Here is an 11877-nt window from a genome sequence, read left to right as displayed (position 1 = left end):
TAAAAACTTACTGTCAAAGAAAATTAATATTAATTTAGCAGATTTTCTTCTTCTATAATTTGATTTACAAATTCTACAGTTTCAATAATATAGTCATTACAGATATTATAATCATCTTCTACAAAAATATTCTTTAAAACTTCACAAGTTGTAATATCATATTTATCTATAAACTTATTTCTAAGTTTAGCAGCAAGTTCATAAGTTTCACTTTTAGATAAATTTGAGCTATCACCATTACTATTTAAAAGGGATAAAACCATAATACCACCTGTAACAGCGCCACAGCATTCTTGTTTTTCGCCCATACCAGATCCAAATCCTTCACTAATTTTAAATAAAGTTTTTTCATCTGAATCTAATATATCACTAAAAGCACATAATACAGATTGTGCACAATTATAATCTTTTTCATGTAAAGCTTTTGCTTTACTTTTTAGTTCATTAACACCCATTATTATTTCCTTATATTCTTTTGTATATATTTATATCATAATTTGCTAAAAATATAAATCTACAACTAAAATAAAAAAGCTAAAAATTGATATGCCCCCATTTAAGTTGACACTTAGAAGTTAACTGCACCTCCTCTAGTTTACAGCTAGAGGAGAATCTATGAAAAAGAAAAAAAGAAAGCACCAAACGGTTAGTAATAAGCTTAAGGCTATTACAAAATACCTAACTAATGAAGCAACTATTGCTGACTTAGCAAGAGAGTATGAAGTTGAATATCCAACAATATTAAAATGGGTAAATGAAAGAAATGACATCCTTGTTAAATGTAAGGATTCTGTTAAAATATATTCACAGGCTATTGGAGATTCAAAAGCTCTAATGGAGGTTGAATATATGGCAAAGAAAATTATTGATAGTGATGATTTAATAAAAGAGAACCTTAAGTTAAAAAAAGAACATGAATGGGATAAGCATAAAATAGCTTACCTAGAAAGCATGTTAGAGCTTAATGGAATTAATCCTAATAAATACCGTAAAAAAAAAGAGAAGAAGTAATAGTATTTGCATTATTAAATAAGGACGTTAAAAATATCACAATGCTTTGTGCTATTGCGGGTATATCTCGAGAGGCATATTATAAATATTTAAGAAATAAGGATAAAGTAACATTAAACAGCAAAATACTTGAAGTTATTAAAACTGTTCAAAACGAGACATCTTATGCAATTGGACATAGGCCAATGAAAGAGGTTGTAAATGAAGCTTTAAACATAAAAGTTGGAGAAGGTCGCATTTTGCGATTAATGAAGGAAAACAACCTTTTATCGCATGTTAGAGTGAAAAAATGGACTCCAGAACAATATAAAAGAAGAAAAAAGATGAAACTGGGTAAACCTAAAGATTTACTTAAACAAAACTTCTTTAGTGGTACACCAAGAAAAAAGTTTGTTGTTGATATTACTTATTTATATTGCTTAGAAAAGATGTATTACTTGAATACTATTATGGATCTATTTAATAGAGAAATAGTAGCATGGAGAATTAGTGATAGCCCTAATAGTGAATTATGTGTAAATACATTATTAGATCTTTCAAGTAAATATGATTTGAATAATTGCATAATTCATAGCGACGCAGGAACTAGCTATGTAAACAATAGTTATATGGATTTAATGGAAAAACTTAATATTAGAATGAGTGTTTCTGTTGGAAATTGTTATGACAATGCAGCAGAAGAATCTTGGAATTCAATAATAAAAACAGAAGCTTTTTATACAGAATTTGGAAAGAAAAACTTTAAAAACAGACAAGTAAAAGCTGAATTAGTTCTAGCTAAAACACAATGGTTTATCCCCTGGTATAATTCAGTTAGAAAGAAAAAAGGATTTAATTGGCAAACTCCAATAGAAAGATTAGAGAAAAATCCTAAAGGAACTTTACCAATTATTTATAACCCCGAATTGACACTATAAGAAATAGTGCTAAAATACTAAAAACAGTTGTAAACTATTTAGGAAGCAGTGGCTCCTAAAGTGTCAACTAAATTGGGTGCAGACCAAATATCTTACAACAATCTAATCTAAATCATATATTAATACTTATAATTCCCAAATAATTATTTTTTCATTATAAAAAAGGGATTAAATAGTGTTATAATATTAATATAAAAGAAATTAAAACAAACTATTAAGGAATGTGCTCCAAATTCAATAGAAAAAATAAGCTACAACATTCCAACATTTTACCAAAAAGAAAATCTTGTCCAATTTGCTGCTAATAAAAATCATATTGGATTTTATCCTACACCAGAGGCTATAGAAGCTTTTAGTGAAAAATTAAAAACTTATAAAACCTCAAAAGGTGCTGTCCAATTTACTTATGATAAAGAAATCCCTTATAGTTTAATAAAAAAAATAGTTGAATATAGAATTAAACAAATATCATTATCTAAATAAAGAGAGTTTTAGTTATGACAAAATTATTTATAAAGATATTAAAAGATAGATTTGAAAACAATAAAAGTCGGCATGAAAACATGTCTTGGCAATTAGTAGAAAAAAAATTAAAACTAAATCCTTCTAAAATCAATATTTTAGAGCAAATGGAATTAAGTGGAGGTGAGCCAGACGTAGTCTTTTACAATAAAGAAAAGGATGAATATACTTTCTTCGATTGTAGTAAAGAAAGCCCTAGCTACAGAAGAAGCCTTTGCTATGATAGAAAAGCTCTAAATGATAGAAAGAAGAATAAACCTAATAACAGTGCTATAGATGTTTCTAAAGAATTAAAAATTGAAATTTTAAATGAAAAAGAATATATCTTCTTACAAACATTAGGAGATTTTGATACTAAAACTTCTTCTTGGATACTTACACCTCCCTCAATTAGAAATTTAGGAGGTGCCCTATTTTGTGATAAAAGATATAATCATGTTTTTATGTACCACAACAGTGCTGAGTCCTATTATAGTTCAAGAGGATTCAGAGGGAAATTGCTTGTTTAATATAAAAATATAAACTTATTTTTCAAATTCTAATAATTAATGACTATTTTAATATAATTTATCTTTCCCTATATAGAGTGATAATCATCACTATCTAGTTTCTTAGAAAAATTAGAAGAAACTTGAACCCCTTCTTTTATAATAATAAAAGCAGACGGATCTACTGATGTAACATATCTTTTTAATCTTACTACTTCATATTTTGAAACACATACTAATATCATCTGTTTTTTAGATCCTGTGTAACCACCAACTACATCAAATAAAGAGACACCTCTACCTATTTTATTCATGATATAATTAGATATTTGATCCTTTTTAGTTTCTGTAATAATAGATACTTCTACATTGATATTTTGTTGATGTAGTTTATCTAAAGAAATAGCATAACAAGCTGAGTAAATGATAGAATATATTGCAATCTCAACTGAGAATATAATTAAACAAATAGCATAAATAAAAATATTAAAAGATAAGCTAAATTTACCTATTGAAAAGCTCTTACCTTTTTTAGAAAAACATAAACCTAAAATATCTAAAGAGCCGCCAGAACAACCACAAGTTAATAGTATTCCACTTCCAATTCCAGATAAAATACCACCTACAATAACAGAGGTTAAAATATCAGAAATTATAGGGATATCAGGGATTGGTATAAGTGAATAAAATATAGAGTAAGAAATAGTTCCTATAACTGTACCTATTAATAATTGCTTACCTACTATATTTTTAGCATATATTAATATTGGAATATTTAATATAAAATATATAATACCAGCTAAATCAATATCTTCAAATTCAATATTTAATACACTACTTAAAAAAGTACGTATTAACTGCCCTACTCCTAAAAGGCCTCCACTATATAAGTCAAAAGGAAGGATAAACATATTAAGAGCAATAGCTCCTATTAATGTTCCAATAATAGCAAAAAATAATCGTAACCAATGATGGTGAATCATATAATTATACATTTGAAAATTTCCTGAAAAATATAAGATTTTTTTAATAGAAAGATAATATTTACAAGACTATAAATATTAGAAATAAATGGTTTAAAAATTTAAGTGAAAAGTATAAAAAAACCACTTACTTGTCAATACAAAAAAAGTGATTTTTTACAAAAAAAACAATAATAAAATCTAATATCTTTTCAGACTTTTTAAAGAATAAAAACTTATGAAAAAACCTTATAAAATAATACTTTGGGTATAAGTTAAATTGAATTAATATTCAATTTCTTCATCTTCCATTTTTATAGCAGATGGAATTTTTGTTAACCCTGGCATAGTCATAACAGAACCTGTTAATGGAATAATAAAATTAGCACCAGCTGATAAATTAACAGATCTAACAGTTATACTAAAGTCTTTAGGAACACCTAAAATTTTAGGATTATCAGAAAGAGAATTAGGAGTTTTTGCAATACATACATATGAATTATTAAAACCCATTATTTCATATTTTTTAATTTGATCTTCAGCCTTTTCTAAATACTTTACATCTGTTGCACCATAAATTGTTTTAGAAATAGCCTCAATCTTATCTTTTATAGATAAATTCATTTCATAAATAGGCTTAAAATTAGCACTATTAGAATTAAGAATATCAACAACTTTAGTTGCTAAATCAATTGTACCTTCTCCACCTTTAGAAAATCCATCTAAAAAAGATACAACATATCCTTCATTTTCACACCATGAGGTTAAAGCAGCTATTTCATCTTTGCTATCATGGTCAAAATGATTTATTGCAACGACTATAGGGATATTATATTTTTTAACATTTTCTATATGAGCTTTTAAGTTATTTACACCCTTCATTAATGCATCCACATTTTCTTTTTCAAGGTTTTTGTATTCAACACCACCGTGCATTTTTAAAGCTTTTACAGTTGCTACAACTACTGCTGCATCAGGATTCATTTCTCCCTCTCTACATGCAATATCAAAAAACTTTTCAGCCCCTAAATCAGCACCAAACCCCGCTTCTGTAATAGTAATAGGTGCTAATTTCATTGCTAATTTTGTTGCAATAACAGAATTACATCCATGAGCTATATTTGCAAAAGGCCCACCATGAACTAAAACAGGATTATGTTCAAGAGTTTGAACAAGATTTGGTTTTAATGCTTCCTTCATTAGTTTCATTACTGCATTAGAGACTTTTAAATCAGCAACAGTTATAGGTTTATCGTCATACGTATATGCAACTATTATTTTTTTAAGACGAGTGTGAAAATCTCTTGCATCACGTGCTAAGCATAGAATAGCCATTAATTCTGATGCTACGGTAATTACAAAATGATCATCTCTTTCAACCCCATTAAATTTACCAAATCCTACCTTTATATTTCTAAGAACCCTATCATTCATATCAAGAGCTCTAGTAAAAACTACTTTAGTTGAATCTATATTTAAATTATTACCTTGATATATTGAATTATCCAATACAGCAGCAATTAGATTTATAGAAGAAGTTAGTGCATGAATATCACCTGTGAAATGTAGGTTGATTTCATCTTTTGGAGCTATTGAACTTTTTCCACCACCAGTTGCGCCCCCTTTTAATCCAAATACAGGGCCAAGAGAAGGTTCTCTTAAGCAAAGAAGGGCTTTTTGATTTATCTTTGCCATACCATCTGCTAAAGCAATAGCTGTGGTTGTTTTACCTTCCCCAGCTTTAGTTGGAGTAATTGATGTAACAAGAACAAGTTTCCCTTCTGTTTTGTTTTTTAATTCATCATTTATACTAGTATCAATTTTAGCTTTATATTTACCATAAGGTTCAATATATTTTTCATTTATACCTAAGCTATTTGCAACTTCTTGTATCTTTAAAAGATTTTCCATTAATCAATTCCCCCCAGAACACTATCTACTTTATGTGTTGCAATATAACATAACTTATTTAGATTATTCAAAGGGGATTATACTAAAAACAACTATTTTTGCAACAAAATATAATATTTAAATGATTAAATTGTTGCAAAAATATAATAATTTTGTATTACAATTACATTATGCAACAAAAATAAAACAACAAAACATCTTAAATTATATTTATATGACACATTTTCATTGCATCAAGCGCTCTTTTATGACTCTCTATAGTAACACCTGCACATAAATTCTCTTCTACAAAAATTGGAATATTATAGAAATTAGCTTTCAATAGTAAAGCGTTAGAAATAACACAAATATCAGTACAAAGACCAACTAAAGTAATACTTTCAATTTTTTCTATCTTTGATAACTCATTTAAATATTTTTCCACTTCTACACTTCCAAAAGTTGCTTTATCAAAAGGTTCTTCTTTTATAAAAGGTTGTAATTTTTCTACAATTTCCCAACCCTTAGTATTTTTAATACAGTGAGATACAGGAAGGTGTTTCCCCTCTTCAGTATTCATATAATCATCATCATGAGTATCTCTAGTAAATAATACTTTTCCATCAAAGTTTTTTACTCTTTCTACTACTTTATCAACTATATTAACAGCTTCCTTTGATCCTAGAACACCGGTAACAAAATCATTTTGCATATCAATAACTAACAAAACTTTCATATAAAATAAACCTTCTTAAATATTAAATAAATTTACTAACATATAGTATCAAACATTTATAAAAACTTTAATTATCAAAGCTTAACTTTAAATTTATTATACTTAATATTGAAAATACTAAAAACACAACAGATAATACAAAAAAGAGAATAAAATCATTAAAAACAAAAGGCAAATTAAAAAATATTGATTTTATTACTTCTGATAAAGCTAAAGGGAAAAGAATTAGAAAACCCAAAATATAAAGAGATGGAAGAAGTAAATACCCAATTGCTTTTTTTCTAAGCACTAAAAAAGCTAAAATAATAAAAGCAGGCATTACTAGTACTAAATCAATTATGTATACACTAAAAGTATATTCAATTCGATTAGAAGAATGAATCAAGGGAATCAATTGGCTAATCCAAATAAAGTTAAACATTATTGCAATAAATATTGCATAAAAACTAGTAAGCTTAGAATAAAAAGAATTTAAATTAAGAGTATTTAATTTTTCTTTATTTATACTTGATAAACTAATTATAAAAGAATAAATACTAAATGATAAAATAAACAAATACATTAAATATAAGTTTGTATATATTTGTTCTATAGCATAAATACCATATGCATAAATATAAAATCCTAAAATACCATAAATAACAATAAGCTTCTTAAAATCTTTTTCTTTTATTAAAAGTGTTAAAATAATCAAAGTTATTGATGCAACTAAAGACACAACATCTTGTGCAAGAACACCAAAAAAGATTTCTTTACTAATTACTTCATTATATATTTCAGTATTAAAGACTCCCACAAAACTAGAAACAAGTGCAGATATTCCAATAATTAAGAACAACAGTTTATTTAATTTAACGTTATTTATCATAATTTTACCCTCATTAATAACTTTTAATTTTTTTAGATAATAATTTACTTCTTCAGTATAGCATATCAATTTTATTACACTAAATTATCTAATTTTATTTCAGAATAATAAAATTATATAATAAATTCATTACAACATAGTTGACATATGAATATTTCATTTAGTAACATATTCATGTGATTATATAGTTATAAAGGTAAGGTACCATTATGTTTTATGTAGAAAAAATAGAGATGTTGCCTAATAGAGATGATAGTAACTTGTTTACTGATATTAAGAGTCTTTACATTGATTTTGGAAAAGGTCTTTTTAGTTATAAAAAAGAAATTATTTATGATTATTTAGATAAAGCACCAAATTCAATTAAAGTTCCAATTGGTAAACGACCTTTCTTGATTCCTTTTTTAGACAAAGAGAAAAACAAACATGTTTTAGCTTTTGATTTTGATTCAAAAGATGATATGTTAATTAAACTACCAAGAGTTATGATTAATAATTTACATGAAAATGTATATAATTATGTAAATTAAATAATTATTATAACTGCTAATTTCCTTTTAAAATTCTTATTTAGAAATTAGTTGTTATGAGCTTTTATATTGAACTAATTGTAATAACTTTTAAGAAAAATCCCTAAATTGAATAATATCAAAATAGGGATTTTTTATATTCTTCTTATAAAGTTTCAACAAACCAATCTACAGTTTTGTCTCTTAATTCATAATATTTAGTTAAATCACCAGTAAAGATTAAATAAGTATGATCTGCACCTTCAATTGGAATCAATTTACTCATTTCATTAGTACTTAATTTTTGAACTTTTTCACTATCAGAGAAAGGGACTGTATTATCTTCGGTACCATGGAAAGATCCAATTGGAGCTTTAATCTTTGATGCATATTCTAAAACATCCATATTATCTGCTTGATCAATCCATTCTTTTGATAAAGGTAAAGGATCTCTCCAACCAAACTCCATTTGTGTTTGACCCGTTTTATCAGCTTCAGCTCTCATTTCTTCACTAGCCATATCTCCAATAATTAATGCACCAGCCCAAGTTGCAACACTTTTATAAGTATCATTACCACTTGCAGCTAATAAAACATCAGTACCGCCTTGTGACCAACCTAATAAACCTATTCTTGAAGCATCAATTTCATCCATTTCACCTAAATAGTCAGCAACAGCTTGTGTTTCTCTAATAGCTTCTTCATTAGTATATAATAAATAAGAAGCTTTACTGTCTCCACTACCTGGGAAATCAAAACGGTATGAAGCTATCCCTTCTTCAGCTAACTTAGGAGCTAACATTTTATAACCATCACCTGCTTCATCTTTATTACTACCTGTACCATGTTCCATAATTACTACAGCAACAGGGGATTCACCTTTTGGTAAAGTTAAAATACCTGGAATTTGAATACCATCAGATTCAATTACAACTACTTCTTCAGTAATAGTTTCTCTAGGTTCAATATTAACTTTTGTACTCATACAACCACTCATTAACAATAAAATAATACTTGTTAAAATTAGAATATTCTTTTTCATAAATTACTCTCCTATATTCAACTTAGAATATTTAGAATTAAAATTCAATATGATTTTTTCATACAATTTTATCTTTATTTTTGTATGTTTTCTATCAACATATTATTGTTAACAACCATATTACCTTCATTTTTTTTATAATAAATAATTCTTGCAAAATAACAAACTTGTGATATAATAATTTTTGGGAACGTTCCCAAAACTAAAAAAGGAAATGGTTTTATTTATGTATTCTATTTTAGATGTTGCAAAATTAGCTAATGTATCAAAAAGTACAGTAAGTAGAGTTTTAAGTGGTAACTCTTATGGAGTCAGTGCTAAAACAAAAGAAAAAGTTGAGAAAGCTGCAAAAGAATTAGGATATGTAAAAAACTCAATTGCATCATCTCTTAGAACTAATCAAACAAAAACAATTATATTAATTATTCCTGATATAACAAATAATTTCTGGGCTGAGGTAGCAAGAGGTGCACAAGATTATCTTGAGAAAAAAGGTTACAGCCTTATATTAGTAAATACAGATTGGGAAGAAGACAACTATACTAAATATTTAGATTTAGCATTAACAAAAGGAGTTGATGGTATACTAATCAATACATATTCTTCATCAATAAACAGACTAAAAGATATTAAAATACCAATAGTATTACTTGGAAATGCATATCTTCACTCCCCTTACACAAGAGTTGGTTCCAACACTCTAGAAGGAATAAGAGAAGCTTTAGAATATTTATATGAAAATGGTCACAGAAAAATTGGTATAGTAGCTTCTCACACTGATACAAAACAATCAAAGAAAATAGAAAATAGACTATCAGTATATAATCAATTTTTAGAATCTAAAAACATTGAATTTAATGACAATTATTATTTCTCTGTAGAATACAGCATGAAAGGAGGAATCTCTTTAGCTACCTCCATATCTATAATGGACAATCCACCTACTGCAATACTAGCTGGTAATGATTTAATCGCTATTGGATTAATAAATGAAAGTAGAAAATTAGATATAAAAATACCTGAGGATTTATCAATAATTGGAGTTGATGATATTCCAATTTCATCTATTGTATACCCAAAACTAACTACTATAGCAAAGCCAAAGCGTGAAATTGGAGAAAAAGCTGCAGAAGCTATTATTAACGTAATTAATGGCAAAAATGTAAATAATAACTATAAACTACCCGTTAATCTAATTATTAGAGAAACAGTAGAAAATATAAATAAATAATATTTGGAAGAAACATGAAAAACTCGATTAAAATACTATCCCCTTGTGGAATCCTGGGATATGGCTTTCCAACTGAATCCTTTGAAGAAGGATTAAAAATGGGACCAGATGCAATAATAGTAGACGCAGGGTCAACAGATGCTGGACCACATAAATTAGGTGCAAATGTTGCAATAGTTAGTAAAACTGCATGTAAAAAAGATTTATCAAGACTAATTAATGGTGCTAAAAAACTAAACATACCCTTAATTGTTGGCTCAAGTGGAGGTAGTGGTGCAATTTCTCATGTTAATTGGACACTAAATATTGTTGATGAAATAATTAGAGAAAATAAATTATATAAAATGAAACAAGCTGTTATCTATGCTGATATAGATAAAAATTTAATCAAAGATAATATAAAAAACAATAAAGTTGAGCCTTTAGGAAGTAATATTAAACCTTTAGATAATGATACATTAGTTAATACCAATGGCGTTGTTGCTCAAATGGGTGTAGAACCAATTATTAAAGCTATAGAAACGGGAGCTCAAATAATTATATGTGGTCGAGCCTACGATCCTGCAATATTTGCAGCTTTTGGAATTTCTAAAGGATTTGACCCCGCTCTTTCTTATCATTTAGGTAAAATATTAGAATGTGGCGCACTATGCTGCGACCCTGGAACTACAAAAGATTGTATGATGGGAGAACTACATAAAGATTATTTCGATATTTTTGCCCCCAATAAGAAAAGAAAATGCTCTCCTACAAGCGTAGCCGCTCACACTTTTTATGAAAAAGATCACCCTTACTTATTACATGGACCTGGAATTATACAAGATTTAAGTGAATGTGAATTTATCAAAATAGATGATAACAGAGTTAGAGTAAAAGGTAGCAAATTAACTAAAACAGATATCTATAAAATTAAATTAGAAGGTGCTAGAAAAGTAGCATATAGGACTTTTGTAATAGCCGGAGTAAGAGATCCTTTATTAATTAAACAAATAGAAGAAGTAGAAGAATTAGTAAAAGAAAGTGTTATTACACAATACAGTGAAGTAGATAATGATAGTTATAAAATAGAATTTTACAATTATGGTAAAAACGGTGTTATGGGAGATTTAGAGACTAATAATTCAAATTCTCATGAATTAGGCGTTATGTTTGAAGTAGTTGCAAAAACTCAAGATTTAGCATCTGCTATTTGTGCATCTCTTAGATCAACCTTTATGCACTATGGTTATATAGGAAGAAAATCTACTGCAGGGAATCTAGCTTTTCCTTTTGCACCTAGTGATGTTGAATTTGGTCCAGTATTTGAATTTTCAGTATATCATCTAATGAGTGTAAATGATCCATCTTCCTTATTCCCAATTGAAATAAGGAGAACAAAATAATGAGTATATATCTAAAAGACTTAGCAAAAGTATTAAGAAGTAAGAATAGTGGACCTTTTCAAATTACTATAGATGTTTTATTTGATAATTATAAAAATTATGAAAAAGTTAAAAATACTAATATTTTTACAAAAAGCTATATTTCAAAACTCTATAATTTAGATGAAGAAGAAATTATAGATATTATTTTTTTCGATAGAGCAATGGGAATAAAAATAACAATGAATAGAAAGATTTCAAGTGGGACGTGTTTTGATAGAGATGTATATGGCGCTCAACAACATGCTCCCCTACTCGATATAATAATCCCTTAAGGTTA

The 11877-nt window shown here is 27.3% G+C and carries 13 protein-coding genes and 1 pseudogene; 8 read left to right on the top strand and 6 right to left on the bottom strand.

Features of this window, described 5'->3' with window-relative positions:
- Window positions 1-29: 29 nt before the first annotated feature.
- Window positions 30-455 (bottom strand): C-GCAxxG-C-C family protein, encoded by a 426-nt coding sequence (locus ACPKM0_RS12785; protein WP_472476519.1) that lies wholly within the window; start codon window positions 453-455, stop codon window positions 30-32.
- Window positions 456-615: 160 nt separating this feature from the next.
- Between ACPKM0_RS12785 and ACPKM0_RS12780 the strand changes: the two genes are divergently transcribed.
- The 4 genes and pseudogenes from ACPKM0_RS12780 (at window position 616) to ACPKM0_RS12765 (ending at window position 2959) form a co-directional block, all read left to right on the top strand.
- The gene (locus ACPKM0_RS12780) at window positions 616-1011 is read left to right on the top strand and encodes a transposase (RefSeq protein WP_472476517.1); all 396 of its coding nucleotides are present in this window, start codon (window positions 616-618) and stop codon (window positions 1009-1011) included.
- Window positions 1011-1928, top strand: coding sequence for an IS3 family transposase (locus ACPKM0_RS12775; protein WP_472476578.1), 918 nt, complete (start codon window positions 1011-1013; stop codon window positions 1926-1928). Before ACPKM0_RS12780 ends, ACPKM0_RS12775 begins: the two co-directional genes overlap by 1 nt.
- A gap of 210 nt (window positions 1929-2138) precedes the next feature.
- Window positions 2139-2411 (top strand): annotated as a pseudogene (locus ACPKM0_RS12770) (iron chaperone); the annotation flags it as partial.
- Window positions 2412-2425: 14 nt separating this feature from the next.
- Window positions 2426-2959, top strand: a complete 534-nt coding sequence (locus ACPKM0_RS12765; RefSeq protein WP_472476516.1) for a DUF4256 domain-containing protein — start codon at window positions 2426-2428, stop codon at window positions 2957-2959.
- A 68-nt stretch (window positions 2960-3027) separates the two neighbouring features.
- On the opposite strand, the gene ACPKM0_RS12760 is transcribed toward ACPKM0_RS12765, so the two are convergent.
- The 4 genes from ACPKM0_RS12760 to ACPKM0_RS12745 all read right to left on the bottom strand — a co-directional run bounded on the left by ACPKM0_RS12760 (window position 3028) and on the right by ACPKM0_RS12745 (window position 7394).
- A complete protein-coding gene (locus ACPKM0_RS12760; protein ID WP_472476515.1) occupies window positions 3028-3933 on the bottom strand; it encodes a YitT family protein in 906 nt (301 codons plus the stop codon).
- A gap of 252 nt (window positions 3934-4185) precedes the next feature.
- A complete protein-coding gene (locus tag ACPKM0_RS12755; RefSeq protein WP_472476514.1) occupies window positions 4186-5811 on the bottom strand; it encodes a formate--tetrahydrofolate ligase in 1626 nt (541 codons plus the stop codon).
- Between the two features lie 199 nt (window positions 5812-6010).
- A complete protein-coding gene (locus tag ACPKM0_RS12750; protein WP_472476513.1) occupies window positions 6011-6526 on the bottom strand; it encodes a cysteine hydrolase family protein in 516 nt (171 codons plus the stop codon).
- Window positions 6527-6593: 67 nt separating this feature from the next.
- Window positions 6594-7394 (bottom strand): hypothetical protein, encoded by an 801-nt coding sequence (locus ACPKM0_RS12745; protein ID WP_472476511.1) that lies wholly within the window; start codon window positions 7392-7394, stop codon window positions 6594-6596.
- A 209-nt stretch (window positions 7395-7603) separates the two neighbouring features.
- Here ACPKM0_RS12745 and ACPKM0_RS12740 point away from each other — a divergent pair, with 209 nt between their 5' ends.
- A complete protein-coding gene (locus ACPKM0_RS12740) occupies window positions 7604-7924 on the top strand; it encodes a hypothetical protein (protein WP_472476509.1) in 321 nt (106 codons plus the stop codon).
- Window positions 7925-8069: 145 nt separating this feature from the next.
- On the opposite strand, the gene ACPKM0_RS12735 is transcribed toward ACPKM0_RS12740, so the two are convergent.
- Complete coding sequence (locus ACPKM0_RS12735; protein WP_472476507.1) at window positions 8070-8945, bottom strand: alpha/beta hydrolase family protein; 876 nt, start codon at window positions 8943-8945, stop codon at window positions 8070-8072.
- A 226-nt stretch (window positions 8946-9171) separates the two neighbouring features.
- Here ACPKM0_RS12735 and ACPKM0_RS12730 point away from each other — a divergent pair, with 226 nt between their 5' ends.
- From ACPKM0_RS12730 to ACPKM0_RS12720, 3 genes are read left to right on the top strand one after another with little or no spacing between them, the layout of a single operon-like run.
- Entirely contained in the window at window positions 9172-10176 is a 1005-nt protein-coding gene (locus tag ACPKM0_RS12730) for a LacI family DNA-binding transcriptional regulator (protein ID WP_472476505.1), read from the top strand.
- A 14-nt stretch (window positions 10177-10190) separates the two neighbouring features.
- On the top strand, window positions 10191-11558 hold the full coding sequence (locus ACPKM0_RS12725) for an acyclic terpene utilization AtuA family protein (RefSeq protein WP_472476504.1): 1368 nt from the start codon (window positions 10191-10193) through the stop codon (window positions 11556-11558).
- Window positions 11558-11872, top strand: coding sequence for a DUF4387 domain-containing protein (locus ACPKM0_RS12720; protein ID WP_472476502.1), 315 nt, complete (start codon window positions 11558-11560; stop codon window positions 11870-11872). Before ACPKM0_RS12725 ends, ACPKM0_RS12720 begins: the two co-directional genes overlap by 1 nt.
- Window positions 11873-11877: the final 5 nt, after the last annotated feature.

This window comes from Pleomorphochaeta sp., from assembly GCF_050031695.1.
Taxonomy (GTDB): Bacteria; Spirochaetota; Spirochaetia; order Sphaerochaetales; family Sphaerochaetaceae; genus Pleomorphochaeta.
The sequence above is the reverse complement of the archived record's forward strand: the minus strand, read 5'-3'. Positions and strand labels throughout refer to the sequence as shown.

Coding starts and splice junctions, on each gene's coding strand:
- ACPKM0_RS12750 (WP_472476513.1), bottom strand. CDS start 6,526: ATGAAAGTTTTGTTAGTTATTGATATGCAAAATGATTTTGTTACCGGT.
- ACPKM0_RS12720 (WP_472476502.1), top strand. CDS start 11,558: ATGAGTATATATCTAAAAGACTTAGCAAAAGTATTAAGAAGTAAGAAT.
- ACPKM0_RS12785 (WP_472476519.1), bottom strand. CDS start 455: ATGGGTGTTAATGAACTAAAAAGTAAAGCAAAAGCTTTACATGAAAAA.
- ACPKM0_RS12760 (WP_472476515.1), bottom strand. CDS start 3,933: ATGTATAATTATATGATTCACCATCATTGGTTACGATTATTTTTTGCT.
- ACPKM0_RS12780 (WP_472476517.1), top strand. CDS start 616: ATGAAAAAGAAAAAAAGAAAGCACCAAACGGTTAGTAATAAGCTTAAG.
- ACPKM0_RS12745 (WP_472476511.1), bottom strand. CDS start 7,394: ATGATAAATAACGTTAAATTAAATAAACTGTTGTTCTTAATTATTGGA.
- ACPKM0_RS12725 (WP_472476504.1), top strand. CDS start 10,191: ATGAAAAACTCGATTAAAATACTATCCCCTTGTGGAATCCTGGGATAT.
- ACPKM0_RS12755 (WP_472476514.1), bottom strand. CDS start 5,811: ATGGAAAATCTTTTAAAGATACAAGAAGTTGCAAATAGCTTAGGTATA.
- ACPKM0_RS12765 (WP_472476516.1), top strand. CDS start 2,426: ATGACAAAATTATTTATAAAGATATTAAAAGATAGATTTGAAAACAAT.
- ACPKM0_RS12735 (WP_472476507.1), bottom strand. CDS start 8,945: ATGAAAAAGAATATTCTAATTTTAACAAGTATTATTTTATTGTTAATG.
- ACPKM0_RS12730 (WP_472476505.1), top strand. CDS start 9,172: ATGTATTCTATTTTAGATGTTGCAAAATTAGCTAATGTATCAAAAAGT.
- ACPKM0_RS12740 (WP_472476509.1), top strand. CDS start 7,604: ATGTTTTATGTAGAAAAAATAGAGATGTTGCCTAATAGAGATGATAGT.